Here is a 16,083-nt window from a genome sequence, read left to right on the forward strand (position 1 = left end):
GCGAATGCAAATGCGCTAATTGGGTGAGTCTAGTCGCCGTTCTAATCAATAACGAACCCAATTGCGCTAACAGCGAATCTGCGTTCACGAATAGCGCAACTCGGTTCGTTGCCGGTTGAAGGCCGCACCAAACTAGCTAATATAGCGAATTTGCCTTCGTTATATGGCGAAGGAGGTTCGCTAACGCAACCGCATCCGGTTGAGGTTGTTCGATACAGAAGCAAGAAGAAGCAAGCATTCATCTTTGCAGCATTTTATAAATAGCAGCCATATCGACATGCTTGCGGACATGGTCGGCGAGCCGGTCGAAGCTTTGCTCACGCAATAGGCCGAACGGCGTTTCGGACTCGGATAAAGGCAATCCTTTGCTTCGCCGAACCCCGTTCAGCCAATTGTGACGAAAGCGGTCGTTATGAAAAATATGGTGCATATACGTGCCCCACACCCGGCCGTCCTCCGATATAGCCCCATCCGAGTGATACATCTCCGGCTCATCTTCCAGTCGGCTCGGCCGGATGCGAAACGGCTGCGTAACAGGCTGCGTAAAAGTTGTTCTTCCCATATGGATTTCATAGCCTTCCACTGCTGCTTCAGCTCCATCAAAGCCTATTGTGACGCTCCCCGTCACCCGCTCCGTCGTTTTGTCCTTCGCAAATACCGTCTCCATCGGAAATAAGCCCAGTCCGGCAAGCTCCGGCAGGTCTGATTCCACGCCGTCCGGGTCCAGCAGCCGATCGCCCATCATCTGATAGCCTGCACAAATACCCGCTGCTCTGCCGCCTTTTTGAATATGCTTAAGAAGCAATGACTCAAGTCCCGATTCCCTAAGGAACAGCAAATCTTCCACTGTGTTTTTGCTGCCGGGTATAAGCACGACATCCGGCTCCCCCCACTCGCGCACATCGCGCACGTAACGGAGAACAACCCCGGGCTCCTGTTGCAGCGGGTCAAAATCGGTAAAGTTTGAGATGCGCGGCAGCCGGATAACGGCAATATCCAGCTCATCCTCCGCCGCCTCGCGCGTACGGTAGCCTTTAGCATCCAGCGATGCGCCGTCCTCATCCTCCAACCGCAGCCCTTCCAAATACGGCACAACACCCAGCACCGGCTTGCCGATCCGCTGCTCCAGCCAATCCAGCCCCGACGTCAGCAAAGAGACGTCCCCGCGAAATTTATTAATAATAATGCCTTTAACCCGTTCCCGCTCTTCCGGCTCCAAAATCTCCATCGTACCGACGACCGAAGCAAACACGCCGCCCCGATCAATGTCAGCAACAAGCAGCACAGGAGCATCGACCCATCCGGCAAGCCGCATATTGACGATATCTTTATCCTTCAAATTCACTTCTGCCGGACTGCCCGCTCCTTCCAGCACCACGACGTCATTAGCATCCCGAAGACGGGCAAACGCCTCCCGAACAATAGCCCCTGCCACAGGCAAATAGCGTTCCCTGTATTCTCTCGCATCAAAATCGGCCAACGGCTTGCCGTGCACGACAACCTGCGACACCATATCCTTCTTCGGTTTCAGCAAGATCGGATTCATATCGGTCGTCGCCGCGATTCCGCAAGCGTCAGCCTGCATTCCTTGCGCTCTGCCGATCTCCTTGCCATCCGGCGTTACATAGGAGTTGAGCGACATATTCTGTGATTTGAACGGAGCGACACGCTTGCCATCCTGCTTAAAAATCCGGCAAAAAGCCGCTGTCAGCAAGCTTTTTCCGACGTCGGACGCCGTTCCTTGGAGCATAACCGTTGCTGCAGGACGAGGAAAGCTTTCGCTTTGGCTTCTGTCTGACGCTCCATTATTGTTGTCACTCATTACAAAATCCCTCCTTGTTCCTGCTGACTCTGCCAGCGTTCTCCACATAGATTGTACGAAACTGCTGCTTCGATGAAAATAGCAAACTTCTATTTTATACCGCAATTCTCCATGACTTGTTCGTCAAGAAGCCATGGCCAATAATGTTGCCCTAGGCAGGCAGAGGAATTTGCAGCAGATATAATGAATCATAAGTACACATAGAAACTCAAAGGGGGCAAGCATTTCGATCAGTTGCTTTCATCACAAAACGAAAAATCCGCTTGACTTTGTACCTAAGTAAAGGGTTCATACTAACAACTGAGGAGGAAAAAAATGAGTGGCTTCACGATAGGCCAAGTAGCCAAAAAAGCAGGCGTTCATAACGAAACCATTCGTTATTACGAAAGGAGAGGACTGCTGCCAGAAGCTTCAAGAACCGAATCGGGATACAGAATATTTTCTGCTGAAACTGTAAACGACATTGGCTTTATTAAACGAGCGCAAGATTTAGGATTTACCCTTGAAGAAATCAAGAAACTTCTATCCATTTACAAGAGAACCGACTACTTCCCAATAGAGGAAATGCAATGCTTCGCTATTGATAAAATCCACAGAATTGAAGAAAAAATCGAACAACTGAACAAGTTCAAATCCATTTTAGAGCTGGTGGTCGATCGATCTCATTCAGATCGCGATCCCTCAAAAAACGACTGCCTCATTATCCAAACCTTATCCAATGGAGAGTGAAAAATGGCTAAGATCGAAGTTTTCACTGCAGACACTTATTTATGTGAAGATTTACTCAAGCAGGTAAAGGAACTTGCTTGTTCCAAATGTGAAGTTGTCGTGTATGATCTAACTCAAAGCAATGTTACTGCCGAGCTCAAAGATATAGCGAGATCATACGGCATTCAGTCCATTCCTTCCGTTGTGCTTAATGGAAGAATGGTGGATGTTGAAAAGATAAAGAGCGGAAAATTGAACGGACTAGCAAAACCGGCTCAACATGATTAATCAAGAGATTGCAGCACCCTTTAGTCAACCAAGTGACTTCCTGTCTCTCACTAAATAACAAACGAACAACACCACATTCGCGGGCGGATGTGGTGTTTTATATATAATCGTCATTTCTGATGGCAGTATTATTTTTTTCAAATCGGTCATTTTTGTCACAAAATTCTGCCATGAATTGTCTCAAAGATGATTGACCAAAAATGATGCGAAACGAGGAGATTAACATGAATAAACGATTTGATTATTACAAAGCCTGCCCAGAAGCGACCGAAACGATGTTAAAGCTAGAAGAGTTTATAAAAGGAAGCGGACTGGATAAAACGCTATATGAATTGATCAAATTACGGTCGTCCCAGATAAACGGCTGTTCTTACTGCATGGACTCCCATACAAGAGACTTAATGAAATTAGGCGAATCCGATCAGCGTCTCTATTTGCTATCCGTATGGAGAGAAGTCCCCTTCTACAGCGAGAAAGAGCGTGCTGTGCTGGCATTAACCGAGGCTGTGACGCTTATAGCCGAAGCAGGAGTGCCGGATGAAGTGTATGAGCAGGTAAGGAAACAATTTGATGAACGGCAATTCATGGTGCTGATTATGGCCATTAACACCATTAATAGCTGGAATCGCATTGGAATAGCAACACGATTGCTGCCGGATCAGAAATAATGGCTGTAAGAAAGGATGATCGGCATGAAGGCGGCACAAGCTCCGGTTCACAACCGGAGCATCATATTGCTTTTTATTTGCTTTGGCATCTTTATGGTTTATTTGGATTCGATGATCGTCAATGTCGCTCTTCCCTCCATAAGCGATGATTTGCAAGTCGGCATATCCAGTTTGCAGTGGGTAATTGACGCCTATACTATTACGTTTGCCTGTCTTATCCTGACAGCCGGGAACCTCGGTGACAGTTACGGTCATAAAAAAGTGTTCGTTACCGGTTTAATAGGGTTTACTTTCGCTTCACTGCTCTGCGTGTTTGCGCCTTCGATTGGCATTCTATGGCTAGGAAGAGCTCTGCAAGGCATAACAGGATCGATGATGATTCCCGTCTCATTGGCTATCATTAGAGGGATTTATCACGAGCCTGCCGCAAGAGCAAAGGCAATTGGAATTTGGGCAGGCGTTGGCGGACTCGCCTTAGCGGCGGGCCCTGTCGCAGGAGGGTTCCTGGTCGAGCATTTCGGCTGGCAAAGTATTTTTTGGATCAACATACCGTTTGGATGTTTGGCCGCAATTGTCTTGTTTCTTTCCCTAAAAGAAACGGGAACGAAACGAAAGCAGAAGCAGGATATCCCTGGGCAAATTCTGTTTATTGCCGGAATCGCCGCGATCACTTATGCCTGCATTGAGGGCAACTCATTAGGCTGGAGCTCTCCTCCTATTTTGCTCGCTATTGGGTCGTTTATCATTTGCTTGTGTCTTTTTGTGCTTTGGGAGCTTAGGTGCAAGGAACCGTTAATCCCGCTCGATTTTTTTCGAAATCGAATTTTCAATGTCGCATGCGCCGTTAATTACTTTGGCTTTTTCGGAATGTACACCGTCATCTTTCTATTGACGCTATACCTTCAAACGATCAATCATTATTCTGCCCTGGAGACAGGCATTCGGTTTTTGCCTCTAACGGTCAGCATTATGGTCGCTTCGTTCGCAGGGAGTATGATCGCTTCCCGATTCGGATATTTAAAGCTCATTATTTGGGGGACCTTCATGGTAGGAGTCGGGGCTATCGCCCTTACGGCACTAAAAGAAGGGAGCAGTTACCTTACGTACGGCTGGGCTCTTGCACTCATCGGCATCGGCGTTTCGTTGATCGGAGCGGCATCGACCATCGCACTAATTGAGGCAGTTCCGCCCGAACGCGTTGGCGCCGCATATGGCGTCACGAACACATTTCGGCAGTTAAGCGCGGTTTTCAGCGTTGCCTTGTCGGGCACATTGGTCTCTCAACACAGCAGCAGCGCCTCTAATCCCGAAATAGCGCCGGATATGTTCCTCCAAGGGTTTGAACAATCGTTTTATCTCGTCGGCATTGCCAGTTTGATCGCGGGCGCTTGTGCTATCGTTTTATTGAGAAATCGCGCTCGTCGTGCAATGCCCCAGAAGGAACTATCACAATAATGGCGTCGTAAAATACCCAAAGGGGCCGTCTCAAAAGAGGTTCGCTCGCTTGAGAAATGGCTCGCATCAGTAAATTAAAAAAGTTGAATTTCATAAAAATAGCGTTGCGGACCTGCAACGCTATTTTTAGATTGTTATCCTTTGCAGCTTTCTTCAGCAAATGATGGGCAAATGAAAGCCACCCGACCTCTAGGCCGACTTTCGGCAAGCCTCGAAGCAGAAACCGGCGGAATCCTCGGTTAGCCGTAATCCCACGATGGTTCCAAACCCATAGCTTCGCTTGTGATGCGAGGTCGTTGCCTTTACCAGCTCAAACATGATCAATGGTAGCAATGGGAGAACAGTTTAAATGACGGGGTATAGCCCCAAATGTGCAGACGTTCTCACGGCTACCGCCATCGTATAACGGCCATAAAGAAAGGCCAACCAGAACATTCTGGTTGACCTAATAATACGAAATGTGCAGTTTGCTGTTTAACCTAAATAAAACAGGGGGGATCCCATCGTCATTTTAATGACTTATGGGACACCCCCAATATATTAGGAACTACAATACGCCAATAACGACGAGCACCCATCCGATCATGAAGGACAGTCCGCCTAGCGGTGTTATGGGACCAAGAAATCGCGCTCTTACAAGGCTCAGAACATACAAGCTGCCGGAGAACAAAATAATTCCCGCTGCCAAAAACCAGCCTGCTGTTAGGATAAGCTGTTCTCCCGGGTAATTATTGGAAAGCAACCCGATGAGAATCAAGCCTAGCGCATGCACGATGTGATAGAGTACGCCGACCTCGTACACCTTTAGCTTGTCAGGGGCAAGCTTGCTTTTGAGCGCATGTGCGCCGAACGCGCCGAAGGCGACAGCCAAAGCCATCATAATACTGCCGAGCATAACGAAAGTTTGCATGGAAATCCCGCCTCTTTTTATTATTCGTCCCCTAGCATATCATGAACATGACTCGGAAGGAATTATGAGGTTGAGTCAAACTTAGATGTTTATAAAAGTACATACAATACCTGTGTAGCCCATGCTACAATAGTAGGGGGGGCTATATATGAAAAGAAATTTGGTCAAGCTCACGATCACACTCATAGCTGCCGTACTACTTACGTTAGTTATCTCTTATTCTTATTCTCGCTTGTCCAGCAGCAATCGTCCATCGGACCAACCGCAGGTACCTGCATTGACGACCGTATTCAGTTTGAGTCCTTCACTTCAATTCAAGAACGGGGAGCGTATTGAAGACAACGTGCATCTCCGGTGGGTGCGGGAACATCTCGGAATCGATATCCATTATTTATGGACAGCCCCTGACAGCACATTTACGACTAAACTCAAGCTTCATCTCTTGAACGGCAAGAAAATGCCCGATATCGTCCCTGTCAGAACCGATATTGTGCATGACTTAATCGATTCCGGACAGTTTATGGCTGTCGATGAACTAATCGACCAATACGCCTCTCCGGTGTGGAAAGATGCCCTCCAAGAGGACCCTTCCGTCTGGTATCCCTATATACGCAACGGGAAACGTTATGCAATCCCTATCCTCGATTATAATTACAATTCCGATACCATCATGTGGATCAGGGAGGATTGGCTCAAAAATGTAGGATTGGACGTTCCTAAAACCTTGCCTGAAATTGAAGAAGTCCTCGACGCATTTACGAATCGCGACCCTGACCGGAACGGCAAGAACGACACCTATGGTCTCGCCGTAAGTTTGCAGCATTCATTCAATACATGGATGTCGGATATTAGCTGGGTTTTCGGCATGTACGGGACACTTCCTTCCCAGTGGAACAAAGTGGAACGCGGACACCTGTCCTACGGTTCCGTTCAAGAGCAAGCGAAACAAGGATTAATGACACTCACAAAGTGGAAATCTGCCGGATATTTTGCCGATGAGGCCATGTGGCAGGATGAGGAAATGGCAGCTACCTTATTCTCACAAGGTAAAGCCGGTGTTATCGTTGGCCCTCACTGGATGCGTTACTGGCCGCTGGACAGCCTAAAGCTGAACAATCCGGATGCCAACATAATAGCTGTCCCTCTGCCGGAAGGTCCTGCCCCCACATCTTACTATAGAGCAAATCCGCCTCGCAATGGCGCGATACTCATCAATAAGAACATGGCCAAACCTGAACTGTTATTCACCTACATGAACTATTTATTCGAAAATCAGGGCATGGGGAAAGGCAGCTACCAGTATGGCCTTGCAGAAGATTATGACTATACCGTTGTCAATGGAAAGCCAACGGCAGACCGAACTCTCATTCCTGGCGGCTACGTCCATGTTTCTGCGTATACGCTCACTTACGATGGCGCTAGAATCCCATCCAGATGGTACGAAAATGTAGCGCGTGAAGAAAAACAAGCGCTGATTTCCCAATTGCCCCGCAGAAAACCAACGGAGTTTTGGGGGCCGCCTACGCCAACCATGAAGGAGAAATGGGAGCAGCTTCTTCAGATGGAGCATGAGACTTATCTTCAGATTTTATACGGCAAAAAGGATATTTCTTTCTTCGATGAGTTTGTTCGCCGCTGGTCTGCAAACGGGGGCATGCAGATCGAACAGGAAGTAAACCAGTGGTATAGCTCCACGGTGCCAATTAGTAAATAATTTATTACTTATGTTAAATGTTTGCTCTGTTAGTGCCAAAGCCTATCCCCTAGGATAAGTATATACTTATAACTAGGAGTGAAGAGATGTTTAAAAGAAGGTCAATTGCATGGTTGGGAGTACTCTTATTGCTTGTTGCAGGATGCTCGGCGAAAGAACAATCACCGGAGAATTCACTCTCGGAATCCTCGGCCGAAACCTGGGTTCAGTCATTTAAGGAGCAAAATGTTGAGCAATGGGAAAAATCGAACGGTTACGGCAACGGCAATCCGTTTGGTTGTACGTGGTCGGCAGACCAAATTCAATTCATGGACAACGCCATGAAGCTGAATCTAACGAAGACGGATTCGGGTGAATCGCTTTGTTCGGAATATAAGACGTATGATACTTACCACTATGGCAAATATGAAGTTCGTATGAAAGCTGCCAAGAACATAGGCATCGTATCCTCCTTCTTTACTTATACCGGCCCTTCCTTTGGCACAGCTTGGGATGAAATCGATATCGAGTTTCTAGGGAAAGATACCACGAAGGTTCAGCTCAATTATTACACGAATGGCGTAGGCGGACATGAGAAGATGATCGATCTCGGATTCGATGCTTCCGAAGCATTCCATGACTACGCATTCGAATGGAGAACGGATTCGATCAAGTGGTATATCGACGGTCAGCTTGTTCATACAGCAACAGAGAATTTGCCTGTAACGCCAGGTAAAATTATGATGAATCTTTGGAATGGCACGGGTGTCGATGAATGGCTCGGAGCCTATGACGGAGGATCTCCAATTACCGCAGAATATGAGGGGATGAAGTTTACTCCATTCAAAGACGAAATCCCGTCCGGCGCCGATAAGCAGTCATAATCCAAGGTTCAGAAAAAAGCCGTTTGCGATAGTCGCAAACGGCTTTTTTTTATCTCACAAATTATGAAATCGCATTTTTCGTCATCACGTATCTAAGCCAGTATGCGCTCTGTTTCGGTATACGCTCCTGGGTTTCATAATCGACGTATGTGATGCCAAATCGCTTGGAATATCCGAAGGCCCATTCATAGTTGTCCATAAATGACCAGCAGAAATATCCCGCTGCCTTGCCGCCCTCCTCTATAAATTTGCCGACAGCATTAAGATGAAGACGGAAATATTCAATACGTTCCTCATCGTTTACGACGCCGTTTACGACCTGGTCTGCATAGGCGGCCCCGTTCTCGGTAATATAGATAGGCAGATCCGTATACTCGTCTTTCAATCGAGTCAGCAGGTCATACAGACCTTCGGGGTAAACTTCCCAATCCATATCCGTATGGCTTCCCGGTCCTCTTACCGAAGCTCCTCCTAAGAATAGATCCTCCGGATTATTCCGGACAATGTTCCGAGTATAATAATTTATACCGAGAAAATCGCAAGGGATGCTTATCAGCTCTAAGTCTCCCTCATGGATAAATTCGAAAGAAACGTTGTGTTTCTTGAACATTTCCATCGTATCTTCCGGATACCGGCCCTTAAAGACAGGATCCATAAACCAGCGGTTCGTAAATCCATCGGATCTCCATGCAGCCATTCGATCGTCTTCACTGTCTGTCGCCGGATCTTGATACGTCAGATTCAATGTGATGCCGATCTGATGCTTATACCCCTTCTCCCGGTACATTCGTACTGCCTCGCCATGGGATAACAGGATATGGTGCGCCGCAGCTGTTGCTTCCTGCCAGTCTGTATGCCCTGGAGCATGCACTCCTAATCCGTAGCTAAGGAACGATGCGCACCAAGGCTCGTTATGTGTAATCCACATCGGAATTTCTTCACCGAAATGCTCAAACAGCACGGCTGCAAATTGCTTGAAATATTCGACCGTTTGTCGATTTGTCCATCCTCCTTCTTCGTGAACCCAAAGAGGCAAATCCCAATGATAGATCGTAACAGACGGTACTATATTATATTTCTTTAGTTCTTTAATCAAATTCGAGTAGAACTCAATACCTTTGGGATTCAGTTTCCCTTTCTCAGGAAAAATTCTCGGCCAAGCTATTGAGAATCTATAAGCCTTAAAGCCCAGCTCCGCAATCAGCTTGATGTCTTCCTTGTAGCGGTAATAATGGTCGCAGGCTACGTCTCCATTATGAGCTTCATATACTTTTCCGGGAATAGCCGCAAATTCATCCCAAATACAAGGCGTCCTTCCATCCGCCGAGCCTGCTCCTTCAATCTGGTACGCAGCTGTTGCCGTTCCCCATATAAATCCAGGCGGGAATTGTTTTTCACTCATTTCCATCATCCAACCTTTCCAAAACGAATAAACTGTAAACTAGCCTTTAACCGCACCAGCCGTCATGCCCCGAATAAAATACTTCTGCGTTAAGAAGAACGTGATAATGATAGGCGCGGTAACTACAGTCGCTGCCGACATCAGAAGATCGTATCGGTTATTGTATTGACCAACGAATAGTCGGATCCCTACCGGAATCGTCTGCACATCTGCTGTTGTTGTCAGTACCCAGGCGAATAAAAGCTCATCCCAAGCGGTTAAGAAGACATATACGCACGTAGCAATAATTCCCGGGAAGGACAGAGGGAGGATGACTTTTACGAACGCTTGGAATCTCGTACATCCGTCGATCAATGCCGATTCTTCCAAATCCCTAGGAATGGCCACGAAGAAGCTGCGCATGATCCATATGCTCATTGGCGTATAGAATGCGGTATAAACAAGCACCATCCCCCAGTACGTATCGATCATGGGAAGTCCAATCGTCTCCTTGATCGCGAGGAACATAAGATAGATCGGCAACAGGAACATAATGCCCGGAATCATCTGCGTTGCAATAATGCTCATTCCGAAAGTCCCCGAGCCTGGGAACTTAAAGCGGGCAAGCGCGTACCCCGCCATAACTGCAAACATGCAGGATAGAATCATCGTCAACGTACAAATGATTAAACTATTCAAGAAGAAATCGGCAAAGTTAATATTCTTCCACATGTCAACATAGTTCGACCATTGCGGCTTTGGAATACTGAAGCCAGTAATTCCATCCAAAATTTCATTGTTAGAGTGCAATGAGATTTTAACCATCCAGTAAATAGGAAAAATCATAATGGCTACAATTAGCCAAGTGATCGTATTTAATACATAATACCCGGACTTTTTCTTTATTCGGGCGCTCATCCGGTTACTCATTCAGCTCTCAACTCCGATCTAAAGATGCGGTACCAAATACCGACAATGACAAGCATACCTAGCATTAGCAAGAACGAGGCTGCAGCTCCGGCGCCGAACGACCAATAGCCAAACGTCTGCCTTTGAAGTGCTGTCATTAGCAAGTCGCCCCATTCGCCTGGGTATCCTGCTCCATTTCCGAACATCATAGCAACAATGTTATAGGAATAAACGTTATAAATGATTTGGAACAAGAGTTGAACAGCAATGATCGGCTTTAGAAGCGGCAGGGTTATGTTCCAAAACTGTCTGACCTTTCCTGCCCCATCAATTCTAGCGGCTTCGTAAAGGTCGTCATTAATCGTTTGCAGTCCAGAGAGGAATACAATCATAAGGAACGGCCAGCTTCTCCATACAGATGGTATAACAATGGCCCAGATTGTGTTCGGACCGATTAGCCAATAGGGCTTATCATCCATCAAATGCAGAATATCGACAAGAATATGATTGATAATACCTTCCTTCTGCCACATGAATCCCCATAGAATGCCTACAACATAAGAAGGAACGACCCAAGGAAGCAGCATTGCCGCCCTCGCAATTCCTCTGCCTGGGAACTCTCTATTCAGCAGCATCGCTACAAATAATCCAATAACCATAACCGTAAAAGTGACCACAACGGTGTATATTGCCGTATTGCGAATGGCATATCCCAATCCCTGTCTTACGGGATTATTTTCATTAAATAGAAGTTCGGAATAGTTCTGGATTCCGATAAATGGCGCCTTGAGGTACTCGCCTAACGTAAATTGGTTTAGCTTCAGCAGCGACATCCAAATCCCTTGTACAACAGGAATCGCATGCACCATTATCATGAATAGAAGCGTAGGGAGAATTAGTCCGTACGCAAAGCGATGCTCCTTGAAACTAGCTTTGAACCTTTGTCCAACCGTTTTCTTGTGGGGAGTATTAACTGTTGCTGTTCTCGTTTCCAAATGTATCCCTTCCCTCTAATGAAGTGTGCTATCAGGCAATAGGCCCGATAGCACACAATAGAATCATCCTATACTCTTTATTGATTCAGAATTGCGTTAACTTCCTTCGCAGCGGCATTCAGTTGCTCCTGTACAGAAGCTTCGCTATAGGTTCCGCTGACACCAGCTACAATGTCCCAGATGTTTCCGAAATATTTGACAAGAGCAGTCTCCGTCGGCCCCCATTGCGGGATGGAAGGGTAAGACTTGCCATATTTCGTCGCTTCAACGAATGAAGCAAAGTTAGGGTCTGCCCCGAGAGAATCGATAACCGACTTCTTACCAGGCAGGTTGCCCGTAAATTTGGAGTAATTCAATTGAGCCTCATCCGTGGACAAATACTTGATCACATCCCAAGCCGCATCTTTATTTTTGGATCCTTTAAAGATCGTCAAGTTGCTGCCGCCAATAAAGGTGGATTGCTCAGCAGGACCCGCCGGCAGCGGAGCTACCGCAAAGTTTTTCGCAGCTTCCTTATCGCCCATACCGCCTTTATCTGCAGGCGTGTTCAAATTCTTCACCATATATGCGCCTGAAACGATGATTGCGGATTTGCCTTCGGCGAAGTCGGATTCGACCTGAGCGGAGTTCTTCTCCAGGGAGGTTTTGTCAACAAGCCCCTCATGCGCCAGTCCTGTATAATACATAACGCCCTTCAAGGCTTCCGCGCTATTGAACGCCGCTTCCTTATTTCCATCGGTGTATATTTTTCCGCCCGCTGCCCAAACCCAAGGGAAAATATTATGCGGCACGTTCCAGTCATTCTTGCCGGAGAGGCCGAATGCCGCCATCTTCTTCCCAGCGATTTCGACGCCGTTCAGCTTCTTCATAGCTTCCTTGAGGCTGTCCCAATCTTTAAACGCCGTCTTCGGATCTACGCCAGCTTTCTCGAATGCATCCGTTCTGTAGAACATCGCTCTTGCGTCTACAAACCAAGGAACGCCGTACACTTCTGGTTTTCCGTCAATTTTTGTCGTATTCCAGCTTGCCGGCAAATAGCTTTCTTCGCCGCCTACATCGGCAATGCGGGAGGTTAGATCCTCAATACCGTTCATCGCTGCAATCGCAGGCACCCAAGTCGTTCCCAATTGAAGCAAGTCAGGACCTTCGCCGCTTGTTGCCGCTGTCGTAATTTTGGTCCACGCTGAGCCCCAGTCCAATACCGTCGCTTTAATTTTCACATTCGGATTTTGTTCCAGATAGGGCTTAACCAGCTCCATGAATTCTTCTTCCGGCTTAGGGCTGTTTGGCATAATCCATGCGGTTAAGGTGACGTCCTCTTTCTTTCCTGCATCCGAAGTATTGCTGCCCTCTGCCGATTTCTCCGTCTGGTTTGCTTTAGTGCCGGATTCATTGTTGGATCCGCCGCATGCCGCCAGGAGCGTGCTCATCAATGCCATGATTACTAGAAGTGTCAGACTTGCTCTCTTTTTCCCCATCTCGGTTCCCCCGATTCTGATTCTTGGTTTAGGTAATCGCAGATTTTTCGTAACCGGTTACGAAAATAACGAATGTCCGCCGCACAACCTGCAGCATTATGCAACTGATTCGTTAAATCATCATTTTCATACGTGTCCTGCGATGTACTTTTATTGTAATCAGTAATCGGTAAAGCCTAAATAACTCTTTATCAACTTTTCTACGAATTTGATAACACTTTCCCGTCCATTTCCGTAACCGGTTACGATTATGGATTGAGATTTTCCACACTTTGCCGAATGACGATATCCGGCGGGACCAGAATGATTTGCGGAACGGCATTTTCATTATCGATGAGCTCAAGCAATGCGAGAGCAGCCGCTCTTCCCAACTCGTTACGATTTTGCCTTATTGTCGTAATGCCTGGCTTAATGTAATTCAGGGCTAATATATCGTCATACCCAACGATGGAAATGCCTCTGCCGATTTCGTAGCCGTATTCCTCTAGCGCATTCTTGGCTCCAATAGCCATAGAGTCGCTTGCGCAAACAATCGCTGTCGGCATACTTCCGGAGGCAATCAGCTTATTTACCGCCTCGCAGCCTCCGTTTTCGCTAAAATCGGCATGCGTAATCCAGCCTGGGTTAATCTTGCAGCCTAATGACCGCATCGCTTGCTGAAAGCCCTTAAATCGGTCTTGCCCCGGCTTGCTGTTGAAGATGTCTGCAATAAACGCAATTTGCCGATGACCCTGCGAATATAAGTGTTGAACTGCCATAATGGAGCCCGCTACATTATCCGTTGTTACGTATCCCGCCCTCGGGCCATATACGTCCAAATCGACGGAAATACACGGTATTCCGCTTTTGACAAGCTGTTCGAGCTGCTTGTCGTCTCTGGCAATGCCGAATAGAAGGATCCCGTCTACATCCCGCTGTCTAGCGCGTATCTCAAAATGATTTTCCTCGATCGCATCTGTGTTATCGTTCGTAAAGATCAGCAAGTCGTAGCCTTTCGCTCCAACGATATGCTGAAAGCTGGATAACACATCCTGCAGGAAAGGATGCACCAGTCCGGAATGAAGATGATCATGACTAAACACGCCAATCATCTTGGACTTCTTCATGGCAAGCCCCCTTGCCGTTGCATTCGGGTGATAACCTAGTTCATCCATAATCTCTAGAATCAAGGCACGTGTTTTCCTGCTTACATCCGGACGTCCATTAATGACCCTGGAGACCGTTGCCGATGAGACCCCTGCCCGCTTAGCGATATCATATATTGTAATCATCTTGCTCACTTCCACTCCGCTTAAATTTGATCTCTATATTCCTGCGGCGTCATTCCGAATTGCTCCCTGAACACCTTGCTAAAGTACGCCGCATTCTTAAATCCCAAGCTTTCTGATATTTCATAGATTCGAACCGAATCTTGTTTGAGCATATGCGCCGCTTTCTCCATACGTTGTGCATGGATGTAATCGCTTATGCTCTGTCCCGTCTCCGCTTTATAGAGACGTGACAAATACACCGGATGCAAATATACGGCATCCGCAATCGTTTGCAAAGAGATTGTTCCAATATTTCTAGCAATATAATCATTAACTTTCCATATTAATTTTTCCTTGGAGCTTCTCTTTTCCACCAAAGCGTTTGTTTTGATTTTGTCTAAGACAAAATACGCCCATTCCGATAAATGATGCACGGAGCGCACCGTACGGTCAAGAATATCAGCGCTTCCTACCAGCTCGCTAAGCAGCCGGTTATGTTTATGCGCATAATGATAAAATGCGCCGGTTATAACCATATTGGCCTCTTGAACATGCTCCTCAGATAAATTGGATTGCTGCTTAAGCGTATTCAATACTTGATCCAACTTCAAGGTGAACGCATCCCACTGATGGCTGTCTAGCAAATGGTGAAATGTCGGCGTTTCATGAAGAAGATGCACGGGATGAAATTCCAGTTCGGCTTCCGGGATATCCCCGGGAATAAAGCAGCCCGATTCGTTGCCAAGCCGGCTCCTTACCAGGTTAATCAGATGACTGTATAAGGAATAAATATCATCCGGGAATATTCCGCTCCTGCTTAAGAGAATCGAAACCACCCTTTTCAAATAAAGACCGATATTACGCTGCAATTGAAGGGAGAGCGACTCCATTTTTTTGGCTTCCTCACTTTGCGATAGGGCCGTTCTTCCCTGCGCTAATATGACGAGGTAGTTATTCGAGTCTCTGCAGGACCAGAGCTTGAAAGAATCCTTAAATACCTCGTCAGCAATGTTCATAATGGCATATTCGAGCAAATAAATATCTCTGTCGTTATATTCAGCAAAGCTTTCCTCCAGCCGAATTAACATGATGTTAATCGAATTTCCGATTTGAAACGGCACTTCGTACAAATCGAGCAAATGGGTTAACGACTCCTTGGAATGCTGAATGACGAGCAATTCGTTCAACAGCTTGTCTTTCAGCACCGGCAGGCTTTCTTTTAACGTATGAACAACCCGATCATGGGAAACCACTTCCTGCCATTCCTGTCTCACTTGCTGCGCTACTCTTCCAATTACTCTTAGAACCTCTTCGTCGCTTGCCGGCTTAAGCAAGTAGTCGTACACATTGAAGGCCATCGCTTGCTTCGCATATTGAAACTCAGCATATCCGGACAACAATACCGATTTTACATGCTTGTGGTGCTTATACACTTGCTCGATGAGCTCAATTCCCGACATACCGGGCATATAAATATCGGCGATCATAATATCAATTGAATGCATCGTCATCAACTGCAGCGCTTCATTAGCCGAATATGCCCTATACACCGTATCGATATTAAGCTGTTCCCAATCTATTGTATACGCTAATGTATCCACAACTGACGATTCGTCATCTACGATAAGCAAACTTAACATTG

At 46.7% G+C, this 16,083-nt stretch carries 14 protein-coding genes; 6 read left to right on the forward strand and 8 right to left on the reverse strand.

Annotated features, from left to right (window positions below; genetic code table 11):
• Positions 1–238: 238 nt before the first annotated feature.
• The gene (locus tag GOM71_RS02745; protein ID WP_156278230.1) at positions 239–1,822 is read right to left on the reverse strand and encodes a cobyric acid synthase; all 1,584 of its coding nucleotides are present in this window, start codon (positions 1,820–1,822) and stop codon (positions 239–241) included.
• Positions 1,823–2,137: 315 nt separating this feature from the next.
• On the opposite strand from GOM71_RS02745, the gene GOM71_RS02750 reads away from it, so the two are divergent.
• From GOM71_RS02750 to GOM71_RS02765, 4 genes are all read left to right on the forward strand, one after another.
• The gene (locus tag GOM71_RS02750) at positions 2,138–2,551 is read left to right on the forward strand and encodes a MerR family transcriptional regulator (protein ID WP_156278231.1); all 414 of its coding nucleotides are present in this window, start codon (positions 2,138–2,140) and stop codon (positions 2,549–2,551) included.
• A 3-nt stretch (positions 2,552–2,554) separates the two neighbouring features.
• Entirely contained in the window at positions 2,555–2,818 is a 264-nt protein-coding gene (locus tag GOM71_RS02755) for a thioredoxin domain-containing protein (protein WP_156278232.1), read from the forward strand.
• A gap of 224 nt (positions 2,819–3,042) precedes the next feature.
• Positions 3,043–3,486, forward strand: coding sequence for a carboxymuconolactone decarboxylase family protein (locus tag GOM71_RS02760; protein ID WP_156278233.1), 444 nt, complete (start codon positions 3,043–3,045; stop codon positions 3,484–3,486).
• A 24-nt stretch (positions 3,487–3,510) separates the two neighbouring features.
• Positions 3,511–4,941 (forward strand): MFS transporter, encoded by a 1,431-nt coding sequence (locus GOM71_RS02765; protein ID WP_216651696.1) that lies wholly within the window; start codon positions 3,511–3,513, stop codon positions 4,939–4,941.
• A gap of 547 nt (positions 4,942–5,488) precedes the next feature.
• On the opposite strand, the gene GOM71_RS02770 is transcribed toward GOM71_RS02765, so the two are convergent.
• Entirely contained in the window at positions 5,489–5,851 is a 363-nt protein-coding gene (locus GOM71_RS02770; protein ID WP_156278235.1) for a DUF423 domain-containing protein, read from the reverse strand.
• A gap of 148 nt (positions 5,852–5,999) precedes the next feature.
• Between GOM71_RS02770 and GOM71_RS02775 the strand changes: the two genes are divergently transcribed.
• Positions 6,000–7,565, forward strand: a complete 1,566-nt coding sequence (locus GOM71_RS02775) for an extracellular solute-binding protein (RefSeq protein ID WP_156278236.1) — start codon at positions 6,000–6,002, stop codon at positions 7,563–7,565.
• A gap of 86 nt (positions 7,566–7,651) precedes the next feature.
• Positions 7,652–8,428: a beta-glucanase gene (gene bglS, locus GOM71_RS02780; protein WP_156278237.1), complete on the forward strand. Its 777-nt coding sequence runs from the start codon at positions 7,652–7,654 to the stop codon at positions 8,426–8,428.
• A gap of 61 nt (positions 8,429–8,489) precedes the next feature.
• Here the strand turns inward: bglS and GOM71_RS02785 are convergent, their stop codons facing one another.
• From GOM71_RS02785 to GOM71_RS02810, 6 genes are all read right to left on the reverse strand, one after another.
• Positions 8,490–9,830, reverse strand: coding sequence for a GH1 family beta-glucosidase (locus GOM71_RS02785; RefSeq protein ID WP_156278238.1), 1,341 nt, complete (start codon positions 9,828–9,830; stop codon positions 8,490–8,492).
• Between the two features lie 39 nt (positions 9,831–9,869).
• Complete coding sequence (locus tag GOM71_RS02790) at positions 9,870–10,739, reverse strand: carbohydrate ABC transporter permease (protein ID WP_253944661.1); 870 nt, start codon at positions 10,737–10,739, stop codon at positions 9,870–9,872.
• Positions 10,736–11,593 (reverse strand): carbohydrate ABC transporter permease, encoded by an 858-nt coding sequence (locus GOM71_RS02795; protein WP_156278348.1) that lies wholly within the window; start codon positions 11,591–11,593, stop codon positions 10,736–10,738. Before GOM71_RS02795 ends, GOM71_RS02790 begins: the two co-directional genes overlap by 4 nt.
• A gap of 197 nt (positions 11,594–11,790) precedes the next feature.
• Complete coding sequence (locus tag GOM71_RS02800) at positions 11,791–13,191, reverse strand: sugar ABC transporter substrate-binding protein (protein WP_156278239.1); 1,401 nt, start codon at positions 13,189–13,191, stop codon at positions 11,791–11,793.
• A 248-nt stretch (positions 13,192–13,439) separates the two neighbouring features.
• Complete coding sequence (locus GOM71_RS02805) at positions 13,440–14,462, reverse strand: LacI family DNA-binding transcriptional regulator (RefSeq protein WP_156278240.1); 1,023 nt, start codon at positions 14,460–14,462, stop codon at positions 13,440–13,442.
• Between the two features lie 20 nt (positions 14,463–14,482).
• Positions 14,483–16,081: a response regulator gene (locus GOM71_RS02810; RefSeq protein WP_156278241.1), complete on the reverse strand. Its 1,599-nt coding sequence runs from the start codon at positions 16,079–16,081 to the stop codon at positions 14,483–14,485.
• Positions 16,082–16,083: the final 2 nt, after the last annotated feature.

The organism is Paenibacillus sp. NEAU-GSW1, assembly GCF_009737085.1.
Classification (GTDB): domain Bacteria; phylum Bacillota; class Bacilli; order Paenibacillales; family Paenibacillaceae; genus Pristimantibacillus.

Bases quoted from the DNA above. Each gene is read 5' to 3' on its own strand.
- GOM71_RS02795 (WP_156278348.1), bottom strand. From the start codon at position 11,593: ATGATAATGGTGCATGCGATTCCTGTTGTACAAGGGATTTGGATGTCG.
- GOM71_RS02805 (WP_156278240.1), bottom strand. From the start codon at position 14,462: ATGATTACAATATATGATATCGCTAAGCGGGCAGGGGTCTCATCGGCA.
- GOM71_RS02770 (WP_156278235.1), bottom strand. From the start codon at position 5,851: ATGCAAACTTTCGTTATGCTCGGCAGTATTATGATGGCTTTGGCTGTC.
- GOM71_RS02755 (WP_156278232.1), top strand. From the start codon at position 2,555: ATGGCTAAGATCGAAGTTTTCACTGCAGACACTTATTTATGTGAAGAT.
- GOM71_RS02800 (WP_156278239.1), bottom strand. From the start codon at position 13,191: ATGGGGAAAAAGAGAGCAAGTCTGACACTTCTAGTAATCATGGCATTG.
- bglS (WP_156278237.1), top strand. From the start codon at position 7,652: ATGTTTAAAAGAAGGTCAATTGCATGGTTGGGAGTACTCTTATTGCTT.
- GOM71_RS02745 (WP_156278230.1), bottom strand. From the start codon at position 1,822: ATGAGTGACAACAATAATGGAGCGTCAGACAGAAGCCAAAGCGAAAGC.
- GOM71_RS02765 (WP_216651696.1), top strand. From the start codon at position 3,511: ATGAAGGCGGCACAAGCTCCGGTTCACAACCGGAGCATCATATTGCTT.
- GOM71_RS02775 (WP_156278236.1), top strand. From the start codon at position 6,000: ATGAAAAGAAATTTGGTCAAGCTCACGATCACACTCATAGCTGCCGTA.
- GOM71_RS02750 (WP_156278231.1), top strand. From the start codon at position 2,138: ATGAGTGGCTTCACGATAGGCCAAGTAGCCAAAAAAGCAGGCGTTCAT.
- GOM71_RS02810 (WP_156278241.1), bottom strand. From the start codon at position 16,081: ATGTTAAGTTTGCTTATCGTAGATGACGAATCGTCAGTTGTGGATACA.
- GOM71_RS02785 (WP_156278238.1), bottom strand. From the start codon at position 9,830: ATGAGTGAAAAACAATTCCCGCCTGGATTTATATGGGGAACGGCAACA.
- GOM71_RS02790 (WP_253944661.1), bottom strand. From the start codon at position 10,739: ATGAGTAACCGGATGAGCGCCCGAATAAAGAAAAAGTCCGGGTATTAT.
- GOM71_RS02760 (WP_156278233.1), top strand. From the start codon at position 3,043: ATGAATAAACGATTTGATTATTACAAAGCCTGCCCAGAAGCGACCGAA.